Here is a 24,580-nt window from a genome sequence, read left to right as displayed (position 1 = left end):
ATCTATGGTTGAACCAATGATCGCACGACGATCGTATAGCAGCTGCATCCATCACACAAGGAGACACCGCCATGAACTTCACCCGACGCCAGACGCTCGCAGCCGCACTCGGCTCGCTAGGTGCGGGCGTCCTGCCGCTCGCGCAGGCGCAGTCGCAGCCCTTCCCCTCGCAGGTGATCAAGTTCGTGATTCCCACGCCGGCCGGCGGGGGCCACGACACCATGATGCGACTCATCGGCCAGAAGCTGACCGAGGCCTGGGGCCAGCCCTGCATCGTCGAAACCAAGTCCGGCGCAAGCGGCGCCATCGCCGCGGCCACGGTGTCGCAGGCGCCGGCCGATGGATATACCGTGCTGATCGGCTACAGCGCACTCCTCAGCAATACGGTGCTGATGCAGAAGCCGGGCTATCGGATGGAGGACCTGCAACCAGTGGGCATGCTGGCGCTCACCCCAATCGCGATCGGCATCCGCGAAAGCTTGCCCGCCTCTACCCTCAAGCAGTACGTGGCGCTCGCCAAGACGCGCCCCGGCAAACTCTCTTATGGCTCCTATGGCCAGGGCTCGGGCGGCCACTTCGTCGGCGAACTGTTCAACATGGCCGCCGGCATCGACACCGTGCACGTGCCGTACAAGGGCGAGACGCCTGCACTGCAGGATTTGCTGGGAGGCCAGATCGATGCGGCGGTGGTATCGGTCGGCGGCGTGAATCGCTATCCCGGCAAGATCAAGCCGCTGGCCGTCGCCAGCGCTACGCGCTTTCCCGCGTACCCCGACGTGCCGACCTTCGCCGAACTGGGCTATCCGGAAGTCGACATGCCCGGCTGGGCCGCCGCCTTCGTGCCAGCGAAGACGCCCAAGGCCATCGTCGCCAAGCTGACCGCGGAGATGGGCCGTATTCTCGTGATGCCGGATGTGCGCGCCAAGCTGCTGGAGCTGGGCTTCGAGCCGACGCCATGGAGCGCCGACCAGACCCAGCGCTTCATGAAGGACCAGCTTGCACTCACGCAGAAGCTGGTGGACGCGGGGCGCGTAAAGCTCTAGCCGAGCAAAAGCCGCTGCGACTCTGGTTGCAGCGGTTCGATCGCGGTATCTGCGTCCTTAGCAGTTGACGAGCAGGCGCGCGCACAACCTTTCGCGTGCCTGGCGATCAAGACCGAGGGGGCCTTCCAGATAGGCGTTCATCGAGCCCCAGCGACTGTCGATCTCGTCGAATGCGCATTGCATGTATTCGGCGCGCACCGCGGCCAGCAGCGCCCAGTCGCTCGAGGCGCCGTGCATGCGCCAACGTCCGTTGCTCGCCATAAAGTCATCGAACACGGCTTCGCGCGGCACTCCGAGCGCGAGCAGCAACAGCGCCGCCGCCCAGCCGGTGCGGTCCTTACCCGCGGTGCAGTGAATCACCAATGGGAGGGGCGTTGCCTCGTCGGCAACCAGCCGCAGGAGCGAGGCGAAGACAGGCACGTGCTCGTGCGCGAAGCGGCGATAGACCTCGAACATGATGGCAGTCAGCGCGGAAGTGTCGGCCTGGCCGGCCTCGCGCAGTTGGCGCAGCGCGCCCATCGCGCGCGGCTCGATCGGCAGATGCACCTCCTGGATCCCTGACTGCACCAGGCGCGACGGCGTGTGCTTCCGCTCGTCCGTGCCGCGCAGGTCAACCACCGAGCGGAATCCAATGGCACGCAGCGCGATCAGATCGTCGTCGGGTATCGCGCCGAAATGGCTCGAACGCCAGAGCCGCCCCGGCGCGACCAGATGACCCGACGCCGTGCCGATGCCGCCCAGGTCGCGCAGGTTCGGCACGCTCGCCACGACGGGCGCTGCATGCGATGACATGTTCATCGCGCCGCAATGACGGCCCGCATCAGGCACCCAGGACAGCACGCCCGTTGGCAAGCACCTGCACGCCGCGCTCCTTCACGCTCGCACGGAAGGCGACCTCCTCCGAGCCCATGCGCCAGCAATCCAGCACCAGCGTTTCGCCGGGATAGACCGGCGAAGTCAACCGCGCGCGGATCGACTTCATGCGCGACGCATCGTGCCCGCAGAACCGGGTCAGGATGCCACGACACGCATTCCCATAGGTCGCGAGGCCGTGCAGGATCGGCCGCGGAAAGCCAGCCTTTGCGGCCACCGCGGGGTCGATGTGCAGCGGGTTGATGTCGCCGGAGAGCCGATACAGCATCGCCGCATCCGCGCGGGTCGGCAGTTCAATGGTCAGATCAGGTGCCGAATCCGGCGTTGCGGCCGGAGCGGACGGGGGTTCGTCACCGCGGCCGCTCTTCGAGAACCCGCCATCGCCACGCAGGAAGAGCACCATCTCGACCGTGGCAACCAGCCGGCCGCTGGCCTCGTCGCTGAGGGTCTTCTCCACATGCATCGTTGCGCCCTTGCCCTGGCCTTTGTCGACGATGCGGGTGACGCGGCTCTCGCCGATCAGCGTGCCGGAGGCGGGCAACGGCGAATGAATCGTCACGCCCTGCTCGCCGTGCACCAGCTTCAGGTAGTCAATGCCCAGATCCTTGCGATCACGCATCCAGAAGCCGGCCGAGGCCAGTACCGCGGCCATGGTCGGCACGGCCTGGAGTTCCTTCTCGTAGACGAAACGGAGTTCCTCCACGGCCAGCGGGTCCGCCGCGAAGCCGACGCCCAAGGCATAGAGGATGGTGTCGCGCTCGGTATAGCTCTGGCGTACAGGGCCGGAGCGCCAGGCCTTGGTCTTCTCGTAGTCGATCATGGGTTCAATCCTTGTTCAGCCAGCGGAACTGCGCCGGCTCCTTGGCGGCAAAGCGGCGGATGGCTTCGCGAAAGTACGCGCTGGACGAGGCGATCGCCTGCGAGGAAGCCTCCATGTCCAGAATGGTGTCCAGATCGCTCTGCAGCGTCGCGGCCAGCGCGCGCTTGGAGAGGCTGAAGGCAGTAGGGGACGCGTCGGCCAGGCTGCGAGCAAGTTGCATTGCACGCGGCATCAGAGCCTCCGGTGCGAGAGCCTCGAGCGCCAGGTTCATGCGCAGCGCCTCTTCGGCGCCGAACTCGCGCGCCGAGTAGATCAGGTCCTTGGCTCGCTGCAATCCCACCACGCGTGGCAACTGGTACCAGGCGCCCACATCCGGCACCAGGCCGATGCGATGGAAAACCATCGCTAACCGCGCCCGCGTGCTCACCAGCACGATGTCGGCATAGAGCGCCATGCTGAGCCCCGCTCCGAATGCGACGCCGTCGATCGCGGCAATCAGCGGCTTGTCCAGCGCCGCCAACGCGCGCGCCAGTTCGGCATAGCGGGCCATGCCCGCGCGGCGCTGCTCGAGGGTGCGCGAGCCCCCATCGGCCATGCCCTTGACGTCGCCGCCCGCGCAGAAATCGCCGCCTGCACCGGTCAGCACGACCGCGCGGATGTCATCGTCGACACGCAACGCGCGCAGGGCAGCAACGAGCGCGTCAGTGGTGGGGATGTCGATGGCGTTCTTTGCCGACGGCCGGTTCAGCGTGAGGACGGCCACGCCGTCCGCGCGCTCCAGAAGGACGTTGTCGCCCGCCATGTCAGAGACTGATGTGGAAGCCGCCGTTGACGCCCAGATGCTGGCCCGTGATATAGCTCGAGCCATCCGACAGCAGATAGCAGACGCTCTTCACCACCTCGCCCGGCGTGGACCAGCGGCCCAGCGGAATCTGGGCGAGCATCTGGTCGCGGAACTTCTCGCCGCGCACCACTTCCGTCATCGGTGTCTCCACCACGCCGAAGCAGATTGAGTTGGTGCGGATGTTGTAGCGGCCCCATTCGCGCGCCGCCGTCATCGTCATGCCCAGCATGCCGGCCTTGGCCGCCGCGTAATTGATCTGGCCGATCGAGCCCTTGCGGCCGGCGTCGGACGAGATGTTGACGATCGAGCCGCCGGTCTTGTCGCCGATCTTGGCCCGCTCGACCATGTGCCGGCCTGCGGCACGCATCCAGTAGAAGGAGCCGGTGAGGTGCACGTCGATCACCTCCTGCCATTGCTGGTCGGTCATCTTGTCGATCATGGCCGGGCGGATGATGCCGGCGTTGTTGACAAGGCCATGCACCGCCCCGAACTTCGCGACCGCATCGGCCACGGCGCGGTCGGCCACGGCCGGATCGGCCACGCTGCCCTGCACCGCGAGCACGCGCGCCTGGGGCAGCGGCGAGACCGCGGCGTCCAGCGTCTGACCATTGAGATCGACGGCTACCACGTTGGCCCCCAGGTCAATGGCCAGTTCCACGATGCCCTTACCGATGCCCTGGCCGGCGCCGGTGACGACGATGGTGCGCCCTTGCAGGCTGACGATGGGATCCACTTTGATGCTCCTTGTTGATTGTCCGATGGTTGAACCAATGATATCCTACTTGTGAACAGTGACTGGAGCAAACACATGACCATCAAACGCAAGGCCTGCATCGCAGGCGCCTACGAACACCCGACGCGCAAGGCCCCCGACAAGACAGTGGCACAGTTGCACGCAGAATGTGCCCGCGGCGCGCTGGCCGATGCCGGCCTCACCCTGCAGGACGTGGACGGCTACTTCTGCGCCGGCGACGCGCCCGGCCTGGGTGCCAACAGCATGGCCGACTACCTGGGCCTGACCCGGCTGCGCCACGTCGACAGCACCGACACCGGCGGATCGGCCTACCTGATCCACGTGTCGCACGCAGCGCAGGCCATTGCCACCGGAAAGTGCGATGTCGCGCTGGTGACTCTTGCGGGCCGCCCGCGCAGCGAAGGATCGATCGGCGTCGCGCCGCGACTGGTCACGGCCGACACGCCGGACGTGCCCTGGGAGATGCCGTACAACCCCGTCACCGTGAACATGTACGCGCTGGCCGCAGCCCGCCACATGCACGAGTACGGCACCACCAGCGAACAGCTCGCCTGGATCAAGGTAGCCGCCGCCGCCCACGCACAGCACAACCCGAATGCGATGCTGCGTGAGCCGGTGACCGTGGAGGAGGTGCTGGCCTCGCCCCTGATCTCCGACCCGCTGCACAAGCTGGACTGCTGCGTGGTGAGCGACGGCGGTGGCGCGCTGGTCGTGGTGCGGCCCGAGATCGCTGCGCGTCTGAAACGCCCGGTGATCAATGTGCTCGGCGCAGGCGAGACCATCAAGGGCCAGCTCGGCGGCCAGGTCGACCTGACCTGGTCCGGCGCGGCGATCTCCGGTCCCATCGCGTTCAAGGAGGCGGGCGTGAGTCCGAGCGACATCCAGTACGCATCGATCTACGACAGTTTCACCATCACGGTGCTGATGCAGCTGGAGGACCTGGGCTTCTGCAAGAAGGGCGAAGGCGGCCGTTTCGTGGCCGATGGGAATCTGATCTCGGGCGTCGGCAAGCTTCCCTTCAACACCGATGGCGGCGGCCTGTGCAACAACCATCCGGCCAACCGAGGCGGCATCACGAAGGTGATCGAGGCCGTGCGCCAGCTGCGCGGAGAAGCGCACCCGAAGGTCCAGGTGCCCGACTGCACCCTGGCCCTGGCCCAGGGCACCGGTGGCCTGCTCGGCTCGCGCCACGGCAGCGCAACCCTGATCATGGAAAGGCAATAAGCGATGACCACTCCCTTCACCGACCGGGCGCTGGCGGCTCCGCATGTCGACGCCGCCACCAGGCATTTCTGGACACAAGCCAAGGAAGGCCTGCTGTGCACGCGGCACTGCACCAGTTGCGGCAAGGTCCATTGGTACCCGCGCGTCCTCTGCCCCTTCTGCATGGGCGAGACCGAGTGGTGCAGCCTCTCGGGTCGAGGCACGATCTACAGCGTGAGCGTCACGCGCCGCGGCGGCCCCATCCCTTACGCGATCGCCTATGTCACCCTCGACGAGGGCATCACGATGCTGACCAACATCGTCGACTGCGATCTCGATGATCTGAAGATCGGCCAACGCGTCGAGGTCACGTTCAAGCCCGCCGAGGGCGGCGCGATGGTCCCGATGTTCAGGCCGGCCTGAGTGGACATGGAAACGCTCGACTTCTCATTGGAGAACGCGGTCGGCTGGGTTCGCCTCGCCCGACCCGAGATCCACAATCCGCTGGACGTTGCGCTGCGCGCCGATCTGATGGCGGTGCTGGAGCAGGTACGCAATGACCCGGCGGTGCGTGCGCTCGTCCTTACCGGTGGCGCGGGCGCCTTCTGCGCCGGTGGAAACCTCCACGCACTGCAGGAACATGCGGATGCGGGCCCCGCCTACTGGCAGCGGCGAATCAACGCCGGTCTTCGGCTCACCGACGACCTGTTGAATGTGGGCTGCCCCGTGATCGCCGCCATCGACGGTCCGGCCATCGGCGCGGGCTTCGCGCTGGCGCTGTGCGCGGACATGATCATCGCCAGCCCGCGCGCCAAGTTCGCCATGGCCCATTTGCGGCTGGGTTTGGTGCCGGACCTCGGCGCGCTCTACCTGCTGCCACGCGTGGTCGGGTTGCAGCGCGCGAAGGAACTGGTGTTCTCCACCCGCGACGTCGGCGTCGAGGAAGCCCGCGAATTCGGGATCGTGATGGAAGTGCACGCGAGCGAAGCGCTCGAAACGCGTGCGCGAGAGATGGCCGAGCGCATGGCCCAGGCTGCGCCGACCGCGGTGGCACTGTCCAAGGCGATGCTGAATGCCTCGCTCGACGGCGACCGGCAGAGCGCCTTCGCACTCGAAGCGGCGAGCCAAGCCGCCGCCTTCGCGGCGCCAGAACCGGCTGCGCAGATCGAGGCCATTCTCGGGAAGCAACGCCCCGCCTTCGGCGGCCTGAAGTCCGCGCGGGGCTGACGCCCGTCAGCCGAAATGAGATGAGAAGAAGGCCTCGGCCTTCTTCGCTGCGCGTCGTGCGCGCTCAGCGGGCGGTAACGCAGCGTCGGCAACAACCGGCGTTTCCAGCTCGATCTCGGCATCCGGCGGCAGGGCCGCCACCAGCCCCCGCAGATCCAGGCCGCCGTCCCCCAGGTACATGCGGCCTGCCATCGCCTCATCGAACAGGGTTGTCGCTGGCGAACGCACCGCAGGCGCATCGCACAGTTGCGTGAGATAGATGCATTCAGGGTCGAGCGCACGCACATCGGCCACGCCCGCGCCCGAACGCGCCAGATGGAGCGAGTCGATCAACAGGCCCACATTGCGGCCGCCGCTGTCGGCGATCACGCGCTGCGTATCGGCGATCGACTTGAGCGTGCTCATGGGCATGAACTCGAGCGCGATGCGCACGCCCGCATCGGCGGCAGTGCGCGCGTAGTCGCGCAGCAACTCGCCGACACGCGCCAGGTCGGGCTCGAAGCATCCCTGCGAGATCAGCGGCGCGCCGAGGCGGCGTGCGGCTTCCACGTTCGAGAGCAGGTGCGACAGGTTCGTTTTCTCCGAGATGTAGTAGCCGGAGATGCTGGAGACGCGGACCGACAACGCCTCGGCCTGCGCGCGTAGCTGCTCGAAGCCATCTCCGTCTGCACCGGGTCCCGGCCACGGGTCGCCGGGATTGCGCCCACTGATGCGCAGTCCCGCCGCGCCGAAGCTGGCTTCGGCAGCCGCGGCGAGAACATCCAGCGGCGCCGCTTGCGCACCGAGCGAGAGAAAGCCGAACGTGAGCGCGCGGACTTCCCGGCAGCGGCGATTGCTGCTCATGCCGGCAGCACCTCAGCGGCCTGCAGCTCGCGCAGGCGCTGCACCAGCGTCGCATCGGTCTCGATGCAGTCGTGGAAGCCGGCGCGCCGGATCTTCGCCGTCGCCAGCACGATGTCGTGCGCCTGGCGCAGCATGTAGTCCATCCATCGCCAGTCGACGATCTGGCCGATGTCGATCGTCCGCAGACGGTGACGCTGCGCGATGCGATCCCACACGGCTTGCTGCGCCGGCATCAGGTCCGCAAGCGGAAGCGTCTTCGGCTCGGCGCAAGGCATGGCGAGCGCTTCGGCAATCACCGGCCAGGTCTGTCGCCAGCGCGCCGGATCTCCGTTGGTGACATTGAAAGCCTCGTCCTCCGCCGCGGGCGCATCCGCGGCCCACGCTGCGGCGGCGCCGATCTGGCGCGCGTCCGCGATCTGGTGCAACGCCTCGTAGGCACGCGCGCTTCCGGGGAAGCGCAGCGGCATGCCCAGTTCCTTGCAGACAGCGGCATAGAGGCCGATGCCGAGCACCAGGTTCATCGGGTTGCCGATGGCGTAACCGGAGACGAAGGGAGGAATCAGGTTGACCCAGCGCCAGCGTGCGCCGCGGCCGGCCTCGCGCAGCCAGTCCTCCTGGTCGTAGTAGAAGTTTGGCGGCAGTTGTCTCGGATCGCTCTCGCGACAGGGCGTGGGGCTCGCACCCCACTGGATGCCGTAGAACTTCGCGCCCGTGACCAGCACCACCTTGCGCAGCGCCGGCGAGGCCCGCTGCACCGCCTCCACCACATTGCGCAGCATCGCAAGATTGGGTGCGACTTCCGCCGCGCGGCTGGGCGACGGCTGGAAGGCTGCGTGGAATACGTGCGTGATCCCCGTATGCGGCGCGACAGCCCGCGCGCAGGCGGCCGCATCCACCAGGTCCACGGCCACGCCTTCGGTTCCGGACAAGGCGCCGCCGCCCGAACGGCTCGCGCACAAGACGCGCCAGCCCTCGCCCACCAGTCGCTCGGCAATGCCGCGCCCCACGATGCCGCTGGCGCCGGCGATCAGCGCCGTCTTCTTCTGTTGCATGCGGAACCCTCAGCTGCTGAGCGTGATGCCAAGTCGCTTGATGAGATCGCCCCATGTCTGACTGTCGCTCAGCGCGAGCTTGCGGAAGGCATCGCCGTGCACCTGCGACGGCACGCCTCCGCCGCGCCGCACGGCCTCCTGGAACGCAGGATCAGCCTGCATGTCCGCCACAGCCTTCAGAAGTTTCGACGTCACCGGCGCAGGCATGTTGGCCGGGCCCACCATGCCGAAGAGCTGATCCGGGATCCGCGCCTGCAGACCGGACTCCTGAAGGTTAGGGACGTTCGGCAAGGCAGGATCGCGGCCCTCGCCCGTCACCGCCAGCGCCTTGATGCGCCCGGCCTGGATCAGCGGAAGCGAGGTGGCGAGCGACGCGATCGTATATTGCACTTCACCGGCCATCATGGCGGTGTCGGTCTCGTTGCCCGTCTTGAAGGGCACATGCACTGCCTTGATGCCCGCGGCCGCGTTGAACTGCTCCACCGCCAGATGGATGCTGTTGCCCACACCGCTCGAGCCGAAGTTGAGCGTGCCGGGTTTGGCCTTGGCCAGTGCAATGAAGTCCTGCAGCGTGTCCACGCCCAGCTTGGGCGACACCGTCAGCACCTGGCGCGAAGTCTGGATCAGGCCCAGGTAGGTGAACGACTTCTCGACGTCGTAGCCGGGGTTCTTGATGAGATGCGGTGCGGAGGTTAGCGATGTGGTCGTGCCCATTCCAATCGTGTAGCCGTCGGCATGTGCACGGGCCACCGCCGCCATACCGATGGTTCCCGAGCCGCCAATCTTTTGATCCACGACCACCGTCTGTCCCAGGCGCCGGCCAAGATCGGCCGCGATCAGGCGGGCCAGGATGTCAACGGCACCGCCGAAGGGCGTGATCAGCGTAATGGGGCGCTCTGGCCAGGTCCCTTGCGCGAGCAGGCGGCCGGGAAAGGCGCCAAGGGCGGCAGCACCCGCCGCGATCTGAAACAGGGCGGCGCGACGGCTGGGGCGCGGAGCGGGCATTACAGGACTCCTAAAGTGATCAATTGGCCAAAATCATAATGGACAGACCAATGGACATTGTTAGGCATTACCCCGAATCGCGACGACGTTTTCCCCCTTTCCATCACTTGGTTAACTATTATAATGGTCTAACCAATATGCCAATTATTCAACTTTTACGGAGCTCCCATGCTCACCCCTGAAGACAACGAAACGCTCGTGCGCGTCGGCCCGGGCACCGCCATGGGCAGCCTGATGCGGCTGTTCTGGATTCCCTTCCTTCCGACAAGCGATCTGCCGGCCGGCGGCATGCCCCAACGGGTGCGCCTGCTCGGTGAGGACCTGATCGCGTTCCGCGACAGCGAAGGCAAGCTCGGCCTCGTGGACCATGCCTGTCCGCACCGTGGTGCGCCGCTGGTCTTCGGCCGCAACGAGGATTGCGGCTTGCGTTGCGTCTATCACGGCTGGAAGTTCGGCACCGACGGCCACGTGCAGGACCTGCCGGCCGAGTTGCCAGAGAGCCGCCTGAAGGACAAGGTCCGGCTCAAGGCCTACGCCTGCCAGGAACGAAACGGCATCGCCTGGGCCTACATGGGCCCGCAGCAGGACAACCCGCCGCCGCTGCCGGAGATGGAATGGAACCTGGTGCCCGCCGAACGCGTGCATGTGAGCTTCCGCGTCCAGGAATGCAACTGGCTCCAGGCAGTTGAAGGGGAGATCGACTCCGCCCACGCGCCGATCCTGCATGGGCGCATCGACGCGCAGGGTGCCATCAGCGACTGGATCGCGAAGCGTGACCTGCGCCCGACCTTCCAGTGCCAACGTCAGCCATTCGGCATGAGCATCGCCTCCCGCCGCAAGCTGGACGAAGAGACCAGCTATTGGCGAGTGAACCAGTTCCTCCTGCCCTTCTGGACGCTGGTGCCGCCGCAATCGCAATACCCTGAACTGTCAGGTCACGCCTGGGTGCCGATCGACGACTACAACTCGCTGTGCATCATGTTCTCCTATCACCCCTCGGAGAAGCTCTACGACAAGTCGCGCGCACTGTTCGAGAAAGGTCATGCGGGGCGCGAGACCGGCCATGCCAGCAACGACTCCTTCGCGCCGCGGCCGGCCACGGAGCCCTTCGCCAAATACTGGACCAAGTACAACCGCCAGAACGGCTACCTTTTCAACTACGACGCTCAGACCAAGACCTGGTTTTCCGGCCTGCCCGGACTGTGGGTTCAGGACGCGGCATGCCAGTCGGGCGTTGCCGCCATCTACGACCGCAGCAAGGAAAACCTCGGCATCAGCGACACGGGCGTCGCGATGACGCGGCGCCTTTTGCTGGACACCGTGCGCAACCTGCAGGGCAACGGCACCCAACCGCAGGGCGTCAATGACCCGGCGACCTTCATGGTGCGCGCGGCGTCGCTCACACTGCCCGCCGGCGTGCAGTGGCAGGACCACGCCGAGCACATGACGGCACGCCTGGATGCGGGCTTCGGCTACACCCCGTGAACGGACCGCAACTGCTGCTGCGCCAGCTTCGCCGCGAGGCGGAAGGGATCGTTTCATATGAGTTCGTCTCCGCCGACGGTGCGCCGCTGCCGCCCTTCACGGCCGGCGCGCACATCGACCTGCAATTGCCAGGTGGCTTGCAGCGCAGCTATTCGCTGGTGAACGATCCGGCAGAACGGCACCGCTATGTGGTCGCGGTGGACCGTGCCGCCGACAGCCGCGGCGGATCAGCCTGGTTGCACAGCATGCCGCGCCCTGGCGACCATCTCTCGAGCAGCACGCCCGTCAACAACTTCCCACTGCATGAAGGCGCGCCACTTTCGATCTTCATCGCGGGCGGGATCGGCATCACGCCCTTCATGACGATGGCCGCCCGGCTGAACTCGCTTGGCCACGCCTGGCGGCTGCATTACGCAGTGCGTTCGCGGCATCGAGCGGCCTACGTCCAGGAACTGAACGCGCTGGACCGCAGCGGCAACGCGGTGAAGCTGCACTGCACCGGCGAAGACTTGGAGCGACCGGACATCGCCGCCATCGCGCGCGAGGCGGCGGCCGGATCGCATCTGTACTGCTGCGGGCCAAGCGGCATGCTGGATGCCTTCATCAATGCCTGCAGCGGCCTCGCGCCGCAGCGCGTCCATTTGGAGCGCTTCAGTGCCACCCAGGAGGCGGCCACTGCCGGCGGCTACGAGGTGCAGTTGGCCCGCAGCGGCAAGACGCTCAGCGTGGAAGTCGGAAGGACGCTGTTGGACACGCTCCTCGATGCCGGCGTGCCTGTCCAATACGCCTGCTCCCAGGGCGTCTGCGGCACCTGCCGCACGCCGGTGCTGGAAGGCACGCCCGATCACCGCGACGACTACCTCACCCAGGAGGAAAAGGCGACCAACCAGACGATGATGGTTTGCTGCTCGGGCAGCCTCACGCCGCAACTGGTGCTCGACATTTGAGCGCATCGATCCTGAGCTGAGAGCAATTGGCATCTATCGTCGTACGAAACTGAAATCTTCCCTGAGCGACCGCCAGCTTGGCCGAGGTGGACGACATCCCGGCAGGCACCTTCCGCGAATCCGGTACCGAGGTGGCAACTGTCCTCCTGAAGATAGACCCTGCAACTTCTCGTGGCACCCGCCGATCTCGCCGAAGAAGAAGTCGACGAATCGGAAGAGCTCGCGGAAGCGCCACGGGAGTGACACAGATGCTCACCGACCTGATCGCCCGCGACCTTCTGACCGCCGCCCTTGCCCCTCTCGTTGCGCCCGACACGACGGCCACGATCCTCGGGATGGAGATCGCCTGCCGCCGTGACGGCGGCGCGATGGTGGTCCGCGACCCTGACGCCCACGTGCTGGCGCGCCTCGCATCCCGAGCTTCATCCGCGCCGACGCGCACGACGCGCTCACTCCATCCGACGAGTCCAGCAGCTCTCCCGCATCCGCAACGGCATGGGCCCGATGCCAGCGTTCAACGCGCTGACCGATGCGCAAGTGAATGCGTTGGCGCGCTATGTCTCCACGGTCACCAAGTCCAAATCCGCGCGAAGATCGGCGCGCAGTCATCTCGTCTCGACGGCGGCCCACAGATTGAATGCCATCTCCTTAGATGCCTTTTTCGGTCGAGCCGAAAAGCATTTGTCGGACCCGCTCACCCACTTTCGCTAGTCGGCCTCTGACGGTGGTTGCAGCCGCCCTCCGAGACCGGTGTGCTTCGCGTTCATGGCGTAGAGCGGCATTGAAGGTCTTGAGGGTTTGCGGGTTGCGCTTCCAGACCCCGCTCACCATGAAATTGCCCCGATCCGAGGGCACGAAGTTGGGGACGACGTTGATCTGTTGAGCGCCGATCCCATGCAGGAGCCGGGTACGGGCCCTCGCGACCTTGAGGAAGTCGTCGCGTCCTTCAATGGGCGAACTCAACGAGACCCTGATCGTTCTTACTGCCGGGAAATGTTCAGCCAGGAATGCGACTGCTTCAACGAGCACAAGGCTCCTCGGCACCCAGTGATGCCGCATTTGGATGACTGCGGGCACGAAGCGGTCGAGGTGAACCTCGTGCCCACCGCGCAATACGACCACCGCCCCGATCGTTCCGACATGTGTCTCGCCATCGTAGACATACATGAGTTGGCCGAGTTGGTACGGCGCCAAATCGGGCCCTGTGATGCGGAGCTCGGCGAACGTCGGCGATTGCGTTGTGGCAACCGGCGAGGGAATGTGGCTCAAGCAGGCCCTCCGTGACCCACGGACCGCCAGGCGCCCACAGCGTTGGGCGCGAGTTCGCCGTGCTGCGAGCTTTGGCCGCGGACCAGGAGCGAGACACAAGCGCGAGCGATCTCACCGTGCCCGGATCCGTCGCGCGATGGCATCAGTCCACTGAAATTTTGCGCGTGCGAATCACGTCGGCCCATCGGGCGGCTTCCTTCTGGATAGTGGCGTCGAGCTCGCGCGGAGTGCCACCGCCGACCTCCAATCCGACAGCAGCCAGCTTCTCTTTCAACAAGGGGTCTGCCAGCACCTCGTTCGTCTGGCCGCTGATCTGCTGCAACACTTCGGGCGGCGTGCCCGCTGGAGCCATGAGGGCATACCAGGACACGGCTTCGAATTTCGGGAAGCCCAACTCCGCGATGGTCGGCAAGTCGGGCATTGCAGTGGAGCGCTTCGCGCTGGCGACGCCGAGCGCATGGAGCTTGCCAGACTTGATGAAGGGAAGTGCCGTCGACAGCGGTGCGAACATCATCGTCACCTGGCCGCCAACCACGTCAGTCAGCGCCACGCTGAGACCTTTGTAAGGCACGTGGATCAGCTTGATGTTGGCGTCGAGCTGGAGCATTTCGCCCGCCAGGTGGGCCTGGCTGCCAGCACCCGCGGATGCAAACGTGAGCTGTCCCGGCTTCTGGGCTGCCAGCTTGAGTAGCTCACTCAGAGTCAGCGCTGGCACGCTGGAGCCTGTGACCAGCACGTTCTCCGCTCTCGCGAGCATGGTCACCGGCACAAGGTCTGTCGTCTTGTACGGCAAGTTCGGCATCAAGCTGGGATTGACCGCGATATTGCCCACGGGAACGACCCCCAGCGTGTATCCGTCAGGCGCAGATTTGGCGACCTGGCCCACCCCGATTGAACCGGCCGCACCCGCCTTGTTTTCCACCAGGACGGGTTGTCCCCATGGCTTGGACAATCCCTCCCCCACGATCCGGCCAATGGCATCGGCCGGGCCACCGGGTGCAAAGGGCACCACCAAGTGAACCGGCTTGGCGGGATAGACCTGCGCGGATGCCAGCAGCGGCATGCAAGCCATGAGGATGGCGATCAGGAAGCGCTTCATGGAAATCTCCGATGGGTCTGGAAAGGGTCTCAAGCTATAACAGTGGGGATGTCGCCCGTTAATGCGAAGTCTGCCGCGTCAGCACGGTCAGCGTAGCCGGCCAGCACAGCGTAGTCCGACTCCTCCACGGGCGCGAAGCGAGCCAGAGCCAGTGTCGCCATCTGCACGGCGGCTTCTGCATCGCGATGCAAGTCGAGCAAGGCGGCACGCATGCGAGCGACCGTGTCGCCGCTGATGTCATCTGATGCGACCAGCGGCGGAATCGGCGATGCCGGCGTCACCGCCACCGTCTTGAGGTGCCTCAGACGCTCTGGCGAGTGCAGGCGCAACAGATCCAGTACATAGCTGTCGACGACGCCGACTTCCGCCTGGGCGCTCGCCACCGCATCGATCACCTCCAGCGGCGTCGGCGTTGGCGAAGTGGTCGACCGGTAGAGCGCTCGTGCGCCTGCCGCTGCGTGATTCAGCAGATAGTGGCGGGGCGCGTTGTGGCCCGAGTTCGATTCCCGCAGCATGCAAGCGAGCCGACCGCCGAAGGTCTGCGCAAGCGAATGCACATTCGCGTCGGTCCGCACGATGAACTCGGTGAAGTACACCGGGCGGTCGCCGTACCGAGGAAGTGATGGAACCGGCCCAGCCAGGAGTTGAGGACGCCTCGCGCTGGTGACATACGGCAGACCGCACATGAACACGCAGCCGCAATCAGGACGGGCCCACAAGGCGCTGATGGGTGTCGGCGGCGCGTGCTCGACGTAGCTCAACGCAATGCCGGCGCGTTCCGCCAGGCGCGCGAAAAGTGCCCGCCATGCCAGCGCGACCGGCTTGCTCACGTCATACATGCGCGCGTTGGCGATCATGCGTACAGCAGCCTCTGCCCGAGGCCCATGCGCTCGGCCTTCTGCAGGATGGCATGACCCAGGGCAATGTCGCTCAGGGAAAGGCCACGATGCCAGAACAGATTGATCTCGTCGTCGCTCTGCCGACCAGGCTTGCGGCCCGCGACGATCTCGCCAAGCTCGCCATAGAGGGTCTGCTCCGAGAGCTTGCCCGCCTCGACGTGTGCGCGCAGCGAGCCGAAGATGCCGCCCTTGCATTGGCTCCAGTCGTCGACCACCATTTTGTCCATGATGTCGGTGAGCGAGAGTTCGACGGCACTCATCGTGCCGTAGGGCACCACGAACGCGCCCGGCTTGATCCATTCGGTCTTCAGCATCGGACTCGGACGCTCCAGCCGCGACGCCTCCACCACGATGTCGGCACCCCGCACGCAAGCTTCCCAGTCCTCCGTGACCACGATTTTCTTGCCAAGATCTCGCTCCAGGCGAGCGGCAAAGGCGTTGCGACTTTCCGGGCGGCGCGAATGCACGCGGATCTCATCAAAGTCGAACAAGCTGTCAAGCAGCCGGACGTTCCAGTAGGAGGTACCACGCGCTCCGACATGCCCGAGCACCTTGCTCTCGCGGCGAGCCAGGTGCCGGGCCCCGAGAGCAGTCATAGCCCCGGTGCGGGCGTCCGTGATGAAGGTGGCATCGATCATCGCGACAGGGACTCCCGTCCTTGGATCGAAGAGATTGAGCATGGCCATCTCCGACGGTAGCCCGAGCTTGTAGTTGTCAACGTAGTCGCCAACGATCTTGACGCCGGCCAGGCCAAGCGGCGCGACGTATCCGCGCAGCACATTGAAGTGCCCGTTGAAGGCCGGATCGGGAATCAGGTGCACGCGCGGCTCGATCACCGTCTCGCCCCTGCCTTGCGCAATGAGCGCTCGCTCCACGGCGACAAGGATCTCCGCATTGGTCATCGCCACCTTTGCGATGTCCTTGCCGTTGATATACGTCAGATAAATCTCGTTCATTCCATCTCCAGTCTTCGAAGGGGCTGCCATCACGACCGCGCCGGGATGAATGCAAGTCTAGGTTTGGCATCCATAAATGTCGTATGCTTTTTCGTCCGTTGTTCTTAACAGCAGGTTATGCAATGAAGTTGAACCTTCGGCAGATCGAAGTCTTCCGTGCCGTCATGCTGACCGGCTCGATCAGCGCCGCTTCAAGGCTCTTGTACGTGTCGCAGCCAGCCATCAGCCGGCTGATGTCGCACACGGAGCAACGCCTGGGACTTGAACTGTTCCGGCGCATCAAAGGGCGCCTGTATCCGACGCCGGAGGCACGGCGGCTGATGGGCGAGGTGAACGCCGTCTATGAGGGCGTCGAGCGCGTCAACGAGGTCGCGGAGGATCTCGCAGCCAACCGAATCGGCAGCTTGCGACTTTCATGCAGTCCCAGCCTTGGTCAGACCGTCCTGCCTCTGGCGATCGCAGCATTCAAGCAAGCGCATCCGGGAGTGCGCATCGTGGTGCGTACGCAGATTCCTAGCACCATGCTGCGCGCGTTGCTTTCTGGACAGGCGGAACTCGGCGTGTCCAACATGGCGTTGGCGCATCCCAACCTGGAAGCGCGCCTGTTGGTCAAGAACCCTATCGTTGCCCTGATTCCGAAAGGCAATCGACTTGCCGCGCGCTCTTTCGTGCGACCCGAGGAGCTGGCCAAGGAGTCTCTGATCGGCTATGAAGCCGATGTTCCGTTCGGACTGCTGGTGCGTGAAATATTTGGCGACGAAAAGAATCAGCCCGACATGAGCATCCAAGTCGAGCAAGCGCACGTGGCTCGGGCGCTGGCACAGGCGGGGGCGGGTATCGCGCTGGTCGACGCCATGACCGTGTTTGGGCAGACGTGGCCGAATATCGTCGTGGTTCCCGTCAAGACGAAGGTCAACGCCTCGGTCCAGATTTCCCATGTCCAGACCGAACCGCTATCGCGCCTATCGATGAACTTCGTGGAAGCGTTGACGGCAAGGATGGAGCGGTGAAGGGAAGCCAGCTGAGTTTTCAGTCAATCAACGTAGATTTCAGTAAGCGCCTTCTATTCGCTACCTACTTTTCAGTGAGCGTCACTGGCGAGCAATCGCCCGCTTGTCCGCTTTCCGTGACCTGCCCCCGCCCAGCCGTACCAGCGCAATGGCAGTGAAGTCCGTCAACTTGGAGAATGACGGACATGAGAAAGAGCAGATTCATCGAAGAGCAAATCATCGGTTTCATCAAGCAGGCCGAATCTGGTTTGCCGATCAAGGACCTGTGTCGCAAGGGCGGCTTCAGCCACGTCAGAAGAATTCCTAATCCTAGAAGCAGCACATACCAACAAGTTTTCTTTGACGACCAAGAACTCATTCTGTCTCCTGAACAAGCGGCATGAAATAGCGAATCAATGCGAAGCGGGCCATCTTTGCCCTGATGGGGTCAGGTCATGCGAGAGCCCGCGGCGGGCAGGCAGTGGGAAGGGCCCCGCGCGATCAGGCCGTCCGTTTTCCCTTTCACTCATGAGCGCTACATCGGCGTCTTCCAGACTTCCTTCATCACGCGCAGCCAGTTTTCACCCATGACCAAGGCGATATCCGAGTCGGAATAGCCCTTGCCCAAGAGCGCATCCACCACTTCGGGCATTGCATCGAGTTCCACCTGCTTCATGTCGCTGCGCGTGTAGCCGCCGTCTGGCGGCAGCTTGTCAGCGTGGGCTGCTGCGTCGGCTGTGATCGCAGGCAAATCGACGATGTAGTCGAGCCCCAGGCCGACATGTTGGGGCCCGACCAACTGAGCGATGTAGTCGATCTGGTCGGCTAACTTCGAAGGCGATGCCTCATCGTCTCCAGTGAAGATCGAGAGACCCGTCAGTCCAAACACCCCGCCGCTGGCCGCTACCGCCTTGATCTGATCGTCTCGGTAGCAACGCGGATGTTGATGGATGTTCCAGATATTGCCGTGGCTGCAGATCACCGGGCGATCGGAGTACTCGATGGCCTCCATGCAGGAGCGATAGCCGGCATGGGCAACGTCCACGAGCATCCCGACCCGGTTCATCTCGGTGACCAGCGTTCGCCCGAATCTGCTGAGCCCACCCTCACCCAGTTCGTGGCATCCATCCGCCACGAAGTTCTTCTGGTTGTACGCCAACAGCATGTGGCGGATCCCCAGCTTGTAAAAGACCTCCACCATCGAGAGGTCCCGACCGACCGGAACCGACCCTTGAAAATGGAAGCCCACGGCAAGCTTGCCCTCCTTCCTTGCTCGTTGGATGTCGTCCACTGTGTTGACGAGGGTGCAGAGATCGCTCTGGTCAAGGAAGAATTTCCGATACGCCGCGATGGCCTGGATCGCACCGATCGTGTCGCAGTTGTCTGCCACCAGTGTGAAAGAAACATAGGTGAAGCCGTCGTTGATGAGCCGTGAAACGAACGCATTCTTGAGCCGTTGGTCCGCGGGAGCGCAGAAGGGCGAGGTCATATCGCACACGAGTAGGCGGGAATACAGTTCGCGCGCTCGGTCTGATGCGGGGGGTTTCATTGCATTGGATGCATTGGGCATGATGCTTTTCCTGAGAGGCTGGGTTGTGGGACTCGATTTCCTGCCGACCATCGCTGTCAGACCTTGAAGTCCGAGCCGGGTCGATGAAGCGCAACCAGGACGACCCAGAAGACGGCCGTCACGGCGACCACGTAAAAGGCAGGCACCAGGGGGCTTTGGACAGCATTCAGCAGCACTGTGATCGCATACAACGAGAAGCCTCCAAAAATGGTTGCACTCAGGTTGTAGGAGATCGCCATGCCTGTGGAGCGAAGTTCAGGCGGAAAGAGATACGCCATCAACTTCGGATAGACCGCGTTGGAGGCCGACGTCACCGTAGTGAATATTGCCGAGCAGACGATGAACTTGGTCGTCGTTGGCCCGGAGGTCATCCAGACATAGAGCGGCACGATCAGCAGAATCAGTGCGCCAAGGCTGATGTGCAGCTGCCTTGTCGCACCCATCCTGTCAGCGACCATTCCCAGCAGCGGTGTCAGGACAGTTCCGATGCTGCCACAGACCAACAGAGCCAGAAACGGAACATGGGCCGGCAGCTTGAGTTCACGCACGGCATAGGTGGGCGCATAGACGAGGAGGACGTATTGCACCGACGTGCCGATCGCCGCCAGAGAGAGCGCGACCATGAGTGCACGGCGATGGTCTCGAAAGACGATTTGAAGCATCTCGATAGTTCCCCGGGCGCCAGCGTGTTTCTCGAACGCTTCGGACTCCGGGAGGTATCTTCTGATGTAGTAACCAACCGGAGCAATTAGCAGGCCGAAGGCGAAGGGAACCCGCCATCCCCAGCTGTCTCTGGATTCTGGTGACATCACCTGGGTCATCAACAGCCCGACAAGAGCTGCCATGACGGTCGCTAGCAGTGGTCCGCTGTTGTAAAGACCGCTGTAGAGGCCTCGTTTTTTTGCTGGAACGGACTCCAGAAGGTAGGTCGCGGCACTCGCGAACTCGCCACCCGCCGATAGCGCCTGAAGGATGCGCGCGATGACCATCAACACTGTGGCGGTCACCCCGATGGAGGCGTAAGAGGGCACGAAGACCATGATGAGCATCGACACGGTCATCGACGCCATGATGAAGCTCAGCGCGGGGCGTCGCCCGAAGCGATCGGCATACAGACCGATCAATACGCCACCAATCGGCCTCACGACGAAGGAGAGAGCGAAGGTCGCGAAGGTCAACAAGAGCGCTGCTGCGTCATCGCCGGCCGGAAAGAACTGCTTGGCGATGAAGACCGCCAGAAACCCATAGACGATGAAGTCGTACCACTCCAGCGCGTTGCCGATGATGGCAGCGACCAGCGCCCTTTTCTTGTGAGCCGCTTGAAGAGAAGCCTCTGCCGCCTGCGATGGCGCTTGCAATTGGGCAATGTCTTCGATATGGACAGTTTTCATGACAGCAGTTCGCATTCCTGAGATAAGGGGACCACGCGAATCTCCCACTGGCAGTCGAGCTGTCAGTGCGGCAGCCTCAGCGCTTGATGGTCGGCTTGCAGAGTCTGCATGGTACGTTTGGAGCCCGCATAAAACAATAAGCGTTTAACGTAACATGTATAGGGTTTACGCGACCTCCGGAGCTTTGAATACAATGCGCGGAAGATGGCTACCTCCTCATACAAACCCCGGCGCGTCGTCAGAACCCAGGCGGAGCGCAGCGAGACGACTCAGCGTCGCATCCTGAATTCAGCCATATCGCTGATTCGGCGACAGGGTTTCCAGAAAGCCAACCTGCAGAACATTGCATCCGGCGCGAAGGTCACGCTCGGCGCGCTGCAGCATCATTTCGGGACCCGGCAGGCCCTGCTGGAGCAAGTCGTGGAAGAGGTGATGGCCCCGCTGTCAGACAGGGGGCCTGTGTGGCCGGACGCAACGACCCCCCTCAGTGAGCGGGCTACGGAGTTCGTCGAACGCGCTTGGTTGCACATCTACGGTGCAGACTCGTATGTGGCTGCCTGGGGATTGTTCTTCGGTTGCAAGTCGATTCCCTCGCTCTTCAAGCGCATCGATGCGAAACGACAGACGGAAGACCCGGTATCGTTCGCCCATTTCCTAGCGCTCTTCCCTGAGATCTCTAGGAGCCATAGCGATCCCAACGGGTTCGCCGAAATGGTGTTCTCCACGCTTCGCGGGATCGCGGTGTTCAGGTTGTTTCCGGTGACGGAAGAATCCATCGCCTCTCAACTCGAATGCCTTTCAGGGATGATCGTTGCCGCGGGCCAGGAGAAGCCGCGGAAGACGGGCAAGTCGTAGCCCTCCCCAAGCCCGAGTCTAGTTCGTCACGAAGAAGAGCCGGGCTTGGCGCCCGAAGTATCTGACCGTGGTCCCCTCGCAGATTTCGATCACGTCGCCGGGGCCACCTTCAACGCGCTCTCCGTCGCCGGTCTCGACACCGAAGACGCCCTCCAGCACCAGGATGATTTCGTCATAGGCGAGCGTCTTCGGCTCACAGGCTGCCTCGTGCCACCGACCGAAGCCGCAGGGCAGCGCAGCGCCTTCGCTATCCTTAACCACCCAAGAGATTTCAGCCACGCCGTCGGATGCGCCCCCGCGCGCCTCGGAGGCGATCGTGTGTCCCGGGATGAGGCGAAGAGAAGTCATTCAGGTGCTCCGTGTGAGAAAAATGAGACATTCCGGGCCCTGCCGCGTCGTCGACGACGACGTCATCGTTCGCCTCGCCCGGTCCACACGCCAGAGGAAAGGGCCAAGCTGACGCCGATGTCGCGCAGCGGGCGTGGAGGGATGTAGCTGGCGGTTCCTTGCGAAAGAAAATCTGCCATCAGAGAATGCTCCAGGCCAAGGGCGAGGTCCGCGATGAACATGCCCGCCGCGGTGTGCCGCACGATGCCGGACCCGTTGCAGCACGAGGCGGCAAACGAACGCGGCCCCATGCGACCGAATGCAGGCGCGTGGTTCTGCGACACGGCAAGCCAGCCAGCCCAGAAGTGTTCCAGCTCGATCGGGCCGAGCTGAGGAAATCGCCGACGCAGGAGCGCCAGATTGGTCTGCCGTGCCTTCGCGCGTCGGGCATCAGTGGTGCGCAATGATGGCGAGTACTCGAATCCCTGGCGAATCATCAGCCGACGCTCTCGCGTCAGCCTCAGCGTCGATCCGGCCATGGCATGCGCCGGCGTCACGCCCCAGGTCGACTCGCTGCCGAGCTGGCCGAGTTGTTCATCGCTCAACACGGGCGTCAGGCTCGCGAACAGCAATATCGGAATCTGACGCGCCCTATAGACGCCGAAGGACTGCGAGAAGGCGTTGACCGCGAGGATGAGGGCGCTCGCGCGAATTCGGCCGTGCGGGGTCCGCACGGAAGGCGTCCGGCTGCGGATGTCCGCTTCGATCACTGGTGAGTTTTCGAAGAGCCTGACCTGGGGAGGAAGGTTGTCGGCCAGCCCGCGGATAAGACTCGCCGGATTGACGAGGTAGGTGCCCGGGGTGTGAATGGCAGCACAGTAGTAGGCGGTGCCCAGTGCTTCTCGCAGTTCGCCTCGATCAACCCATCGGTACGGCTCTTGCCAAGCCTTGAGATTGGCCTCGTACGTTGCGAGAGAATGCTTCGCAACCTCTTCCGTGACCGCAACGTGGTATCGCCCACGCTTCTCCCAGCCGCAATCGATGCTGTGCGCCTTGACAAGGCGATCCAGTTCGTCGAGCGCGAAGCGTCCCACGCGGATCGCGCGGCGGCCTTGCTCCGTCCAATGTTCCGATATCCCTGGCGTGTGCGGAAGATCGATCGCAAAGCCGGAGTTCCTGCCGGAAGCGTTCTCCCCGACCACGCCGGCTTCGACAAGAGCGATGGATGCGCTGGGCTGGAGCCGCGCGAGTTGCCGGGCTGCAGCGACGCCCGCATACCCTGCGCCGACCACCACCCAGTCGAAGTCCAGCTCGCCCTGTACAGCGGCCTTTGCCCGTCGCGTCGGCAGCAATGCGCTCCATCCATTGCTTTGATCATCTATGGGCAAGCGCCCAATGCGAACCGCCATGTTGGATCCCTGAGTAGGCCCCGCAATGCGCCCCCAAAGCCTAAGACCGGGGGTGAGCGTCAATCCGGGACAGATATAACATTAAGCATGTAATGTATATTAACCGAACGAAGGCATGCAATCACAGTTTTGACCAGCTTATTGAGGCTGCAGGTAGGGCGCGTCGTGGCCTCACACGGACTACCAGCCGGGGGTTGATTCGCAGGAGCGACGATGATGATGCGGGGGGCATCGCTCGGGCCGGGGTGGCGGCGCCCGGCAGATCCTGGCAATCCGGATGCATTTCGCACGGGACGAACTTCACCTGCGAGTTCTGGCGCAGGTACTCAATGACGTTAGGCGTCTTCCAGCTGCGGATTCACCCGGTCGATGCAACACACTGATGACTGCCGTTGGAATAAGGAGTGTTGCAGATGACGACCCGACACGAACCTACTACACAGTCAGCCAGAAGGCATTGATGTGGGAGCGATGGAGGCAGGGATGGACCAACTCCGGGAAACCCGGAGCGCGCTTTTCGGCGATGGCTCGGCGCCCTTCCAGTCGGTCCTCGCTATCCCGGTCGAGCCGGACTACTTCGCCCCCGCCCCCCTCTCCTTCGCACAAGCTCCCCGGGCACATTCCAATCCGTCGATGGCTATGGGCGGAAACGACTCTGCCGCCGCACTGGTGGAGGCTCTACAACCACCGGCAGTTGAACCTGTTGGTCGCGCGGGCGCTGGAACACAACACCGACCCGCGGCAGGCCGTTACCAACCTGGAGCGCGATCAAGCGCTGGAGTCCGAGTTGCACTGAAGTGAGAGAACGACGGTGACGGTTAGAGGCGGCCCGGGTTTGGACACGTGTCGGGCTTGAGTCTCCTGCAGAGCGACTACGAGCCGCCCACCCACGGCACATACAGCGCGGGGGTTTCCTTGTCGTATCAACTGGACCTGTTCGGTCAACTGCGTCGCGCCATCGAAGCGGCTGAGGCAGGCACCGGCGCTGCGCAGGCGGCGCCGCATTTCTCTATTTTCTGTTGAGCTCTTCTTGCAATGCGCGCACGAGATCTTCAGTAGGCATGACGTCAGCATACTTGCTTGCCATGTCGAACAGATTCACGGCATGCGACGTCTGCGACCTGTCGTACACCGCATCCTCGGGCACGACCACCTTGAAGTTCAAAGCGCACGCATCGATGACCGTCGCACGCACACAGCCGCTGGTCGTGCACCCCGTCACAATGACGGTATCGACTCCCAGGCCGATCAGATGACTGGTCAGGGGCGTGCCATGGAAGGCGCTGGCCTGGAACTTGGGAATCAGGATGTCCGCCTGAGCGGGCGAAACCTCGGCAACGAAGTCGTAGCCGTGCTTGGGGATGCGCATGACGCCAGGCACCTTCAGTTCGAATTGACCTCGGTTCTGGGGCCCCTTGGGCGCAACGTACGGGTAAAGAACAGGCGCCCCCATGTTCCTGAATGCCGCCAAGAGCCTTGCAATGTGGGGCACTGCACGCCAGCCGTATTCACCGCAACTCGTTGGCAGCGTCGTGATCGCCTCTTCAATCGGCATGGGTTGATCACCCATCGAGCGATATTGCACGTCGATCACCAGCAGAGCCGGGCGCTTGCCAAGACCGGTGGGCGTACCCCAGCCGGTCTTTCGGTAGATGGCCTGCTCGTCTTCGGGAATGACGCCGTCCCATGGCCGGCCGTGAGTTTCTGCAGCAGCGAGCAT

25 protein-coding genes and 1 pseudogene are annotated in these 24,580 nt (G+C 63.9%); 10 read left to right on the top strand and 16 right to left on the bottom strand.

The annotated features are described in order from the left end of the window. The first annotated feature begins 71 nt into the window (after nt 1-71). Nucleotides 72-1,043 (top strand): Bug family tripartite tricarboxylate transporter substrate binding protein, encoded by a 972-nt coding sequence (locus AC1DEK_RS07555; RefSeq protein ID WP_478124592.1) that lies wholly within the window; start codon nt 72-74, stop codon nt 1,041-1,043. Nucleotides 1,044-1,100: 57 nt separating this feature from the next. Here AC1DEK_RS07555 and AC1DEK_RS07550 read toward each other — a convergent pair whose 3' ends face one another. Genes AC1DEK_RS07550 through AC1DEK_RS07535 form a run of 4 tightly spaced genes read right to left on the bottom strand, consistent with a single transcriptional unit; the run spans nt 1,101 to nt 4,313 of the window. Beyond that, the gene (locus tag AC1DEK_RS07550) at nt 1,101-1,811 is read right to left on the bottom strand and encodes a tyrosine-protein phosphatase (protein WP_478124591.1); all 711 of its coding nucleotides are present in this window, start codon (nt 1,809-1,811) and stop codon (nt 1,101-1,103) included. Nucleotides 1,812-1,863: 52 nt separating this feature from the next. Continuing rightward, entirely contained in the window at nt 1,864-2,736 is an 873-nt protein-coding gene (locus AC1DEK_RS07545) for a MaoC/PaaZ C-terminal domain-containing protein (RefSeq protein ID WP_478124590.1), read from the bottom strand. Between the two features lie 4 nt (nt 2,737-2,740). Then, complete coding sequence (locus AC1DEK_RS07540) at nt 2,741-3,538, bottom strand: enoyl-CoA hydratase/isomerase family protein (RefSeq protein ID WP_478124589.1); 798 nt, start codon at nt 3,536-3,538, stop codon at nt 2,741-2,743. Nucleotide 3,539: 1 nt separating this feature from the next. Next, entirely contained in the window at nt 3,540-4,313 is a 774-nt protein-coding gene (locus tag AC1DEK_RS07535) for an SDR family NAD(P)-dependent oxidoreductase (RefSeq protein WP_478124588.1), read from the bottom strand. Between the two features lie 75 nt (nt 4,314-4,388). On the opposite strand from AC1DEK_RS07535, the gene AC1DEK_RS07530 reads away from it, so the two are divergent. The 3 genes from AC1DEK_RS07530 to AC1DEK_RS07520 are packed head-to-tail and all read left to right on the top strand — an operon-like array spanning nt 4,389 to nt 6,764. After that, on the top strand, nt 4,389-5,558 hold the full coding sequence (locus AC1DEK_RS07530) for a thiolase domain-containing protein (protein WP_478124587.1): 1,170 nt from the start codon (nt 4,389-4,391) through the stop codon (nt 5,556-5,558). Between the two features lie 3 nt (nt 5,559-5,561). After that, nucleotides 5,562-5,960 (top strand): Zn-ribbon domain-containing OB-fold protein, encoded by a 399-nt coding sequence (locus AC1DEK_RS07525; protein WP_478124586.1) that lies wholly within the window; start codon nt 5,562-5,564, stop codon nt 5,958-5,960. A gap of 6 nt (nt 5,961-5,966) precedes the next feature. Continuing rightward, a complete protein-coding gene (locus AC1DEK_RS07520; protein WP_478124585.1) occupies nt 5,967-6,764 on the top strand; it encodes an enoyl-CoA hydratase/isomerase family protein in 798 nt (265 codons plus the stop codon). Nucleotides 6,765-6,770: 6 nt separating this feature from the next. On the opposite strand, the gene AC1DEK_RS07515 is transcribed toward AC1DEK_RS07520, so the two are convergent. The 3 genes from AC1DEK_RS07515 to AC1DEK_RS07505 are packed head-to-tail and all read right to left on the bottom strand — an operon-like array spanning nt 6,771 to nt 9,664. After that, nucleotides 6,771-7,607: a sugar phosphate isomerase/epimerase family protein gene (locus tag AC1DEK_RS07515; protein ID WP_478124584.1), complete on the bottom strand. Its 837-nt coding sequence runs from the start codon at nt 7,605-7,607 to the stop codon at nt 6,771-6,773. Then, nucleotides 7,604-8,659, bottom strand: a complete 1,056-nt coding sequence (locus tag AC1DEK_RS07510; protein ID WP_478124583.1) for an SDR family oxidoreductase — start codon at nt 8,657-8,659, stop codon at nt 7,604-7,606. Before AC1DEK_RS07510 ends, AC1DEK_RS07515 begins: the two co-directional genes overlap by 4 nt. Nucleotides 8,660-8,668: 9 nt before the next feature. After that, entirely contained in the window at nt 8,669-9,664 is a 996-nt protein-coding gene (locus AC1DEK_RS07505; protein WP_478124582.1) for a Bug family tripartite tricarboxylate transporter substrate binding protein, read from the bottom strand. 168 nt (nt 9,665-9,832) lie between these two features. Here AC1DEK_RS07505 and AC1DEK_RS07500 point away from each other — a divergent pair, with 168 nt between their 5' ends. Both AC1DEK_RS07500 and AC1DEK_RS07495 read left to right on the top strand, forming a co-directional pair. Then, on the top strand, nt 9,833-11,149 hold the full coding sequence (locus tag AC1DEK_RS07500; protein WP_478124581.1) for a Rieske 2Fe-2S domain-containing protein: 1,317 nt from the start codon (nt 9,833-9,835) through the stop codon (nt 11,147-11,149). Beyond that, nucleotides 11,146-12,096, top strand: coding sequence for a PDR/VanB family oxidoreductase (locus AC1DEK_RS07495; protein ID WP_478124580.1), 951 nt, complete (start codon nt 11,146-11,148; stop codon nt 12,094-12,096). The genes AC1DEK_RS07500 and AC1DEK_RS07495 overlap by 4 nt, the downstream gene beginning before the upstream one ends. 648 nt (nt 12,097-12,744) lie before the next feature. Here the strand turns inward: AC1DEK_RS07495 and AC1DEK_RS07490 are convergent. The 4 genes from AC1DEK_RS07490 to AC1DEK_RS07475 form a co-directional block, all read right to left on the bottom strand. Beyond that, nucleotides 12,745-13,365, bottom strand: coding sequence for a hypothetical protein (locus tag AC1DEK_RS07490; protein WP_478124579.1), 621 nt, complete (start codon nt 13,363-13,365; stop codon nt 12,745-12,747). 142 nt (nt 13,366-13,507) lie between these two features. After that, nucleotides 13,508-14,464: a tripartite tricarboxylate transporter substrate binding protein gene (locus AC1DEK_RS07485; protein ID WP_478124578.1), complete on the bottom strand. Its 957-nt coding sequence runs from the start codon at nt 14,462-14,464 to the stop codon at nt 13,508-13,510. Nucleotides 14,465-14,493: 29 nt separating this feature from the next. Continuing rightward, nucleotides 14,494-15,321 (bottom strand): phosphate/phosphite/phosphonate ABC transporter substrate-binding protein, encoded by an 828-nt coding sequence (locus AC1DEK_RS07480; protein ID WP_478124577.1) that lies wholly within the window; start codon nt 15,319-15,321, stop codon nt 14,494-14,496. Further along, nucleotides 15,318-16,319: an ornithine cyclodeaminase family protein gene (locus AC1DEK_RS07475; protein WP_478124576.1), complete on the bottom strand. Its 1,002-nt coding sequence runs from the start codon at nt 16,317-16,319 to the stop codon at nt 15,318-15,320. Before AC1DEK_RS07475 ends, AC1DEK_RS07480 begins: the two co-directional genes overlap by 4 nt. Nucleotides 16,320-16,441: 122 nt before the next feature. Between AC1DEK_RS07475 and AC1DEK_RS07470 the strand changes: the two genes are divergently transcribed. Together AC1DEK_RS07470 and AC1DEK_RS07465 are read left to right on the top strand one after the other, a co-directional pair. Further along, a complete protein-coding gene (locus AC1DEK_RS07470; protein ID WP_478124575.1) occupies nt 16,442-17,329 on the top strand; it encodes a LysR family transcriptional regulator in 888 nt (295 codons plus the stop codon). A gap of 185 nt (nt 17,330-17,514) precedes the next feature. Further along, nucleotides 17,515-17,616: pseudogene (locus AC1DEK_RS07465) on the top strand (transposase); the annotation flags it as partial. A 227-nt stretch (nt 17,617-17,843) separates the two neighbouring features. Here AC1DEK_RS07465 and AC1DEK_RS07460 read toward each other — a convergent pair. Both AC1DEK_RS07460 and AC1DEK_RS07455 read right to left on the bottom strand, forming a co-directional pair. Beyond that, nucleotides 17,844-18,797 (bottom strand): dipeptidase, encoded by a 954-nt coding sequence (locus tag AC1DEK_RS07460; protein ID WP_478124574.1) that lies wholly within the window; start codon nt 18,795-18,797, stop codon nt 17,844-17,846. A gap of 137 nt (nt 18,798-18,934) precedes the next feature. Next, complete coding sequence (locus AC1DEK_RS07455) at nt 18,935-20,269, bottom strand: MFS transporter (protein WP_478124573.1); 1,335 nt, start codon at nt 20,267-20,269, stop codon at nt 18,935-18,937. Nucleotides 20,270-20,473: 204 nt separating this feature from the next. Here AC1DEK_RS07455 and AC1DEK_RS07450 point away from each other — a divergent pair, with 204 nt between their 5' ends. After that, nucleotides 20,474-21,124, top strand: coding sequence for a TetR/AcrR family transcriptional regulator (locus AC1DEK_RS07450; protein ID WP_478124572.1), 651 nt, complete (start codon nt 20,474-20,476; stop codon nt 21,122-21,124). A gap of 18 nt (nt 21,125-21,142) precedes the next feature. Here AC1DEK_RS07450 and AC1DEK_RS07445 read toward each other — a convergent pair whose 3' ends face one another. Continuing rightward, nucleotides 21,143-21,472, bottom strand: a complete 330-nt coding sequence (locus tag AC1DEK_RS07445; protein WP_478124571.1) for a hypothetical protein — start codon at nt 21,470-21,472, stop codon at nt 21,143-21,145. A 62-nt stretch (nt 21,473-21,534) separates the two neighbouring features. Beyond that, entirely contained in the window at nt 21,535-22,860 is a 1,326-nt protein-coding gene (locus AC1DEK_RS07440) for an NAD(P)/FAD-dependent oxidoreductase (protein WP_478124570.1), read from the bottom strand. Between the two features lie 852 nt (nt 22,861-23,712). Between AC1DEK_RS07440 and AC1DEK_RS07435 the strand changes: the two genes are divergently transcribed. After that, nucleotides 23,713-23,883, top strand: a complete 171-nt coding sequence (locus AC1DEK_RS07435; RefSeq protein ID WP_478124569.1) for a hypothetical protein — start codon at nt 23,713-23,715, stop codon at nt 23,881-23,883. On the opposite strand, the gene AC1DEK_RS07430 is transcribed toward AC1DEK_RS07435, so the two are convergent. Beyond that, nucleotides 23,870-24,580: an isochorismatase family protein gene (locus AC1DEK_RS07430; RefSeq protein ID WP_478124568.1), complete on the bottom strand. Its 711-nt coding sequence runs from the start codon at nt 24,578-24,580 to the stop codon at nt 23,870-23,872. The two genes, AC1DEK_RS07435 and AC1DEK_RS07430, sit on opposite strands and share 14 nt — an antisense overlap.

It is taken from the genome of Variovorax sp. 10N420, from assembly GCF_056394705.1.
This window is presented reverse-complemented; position numbering and strand designations above follow the sequence as displayed.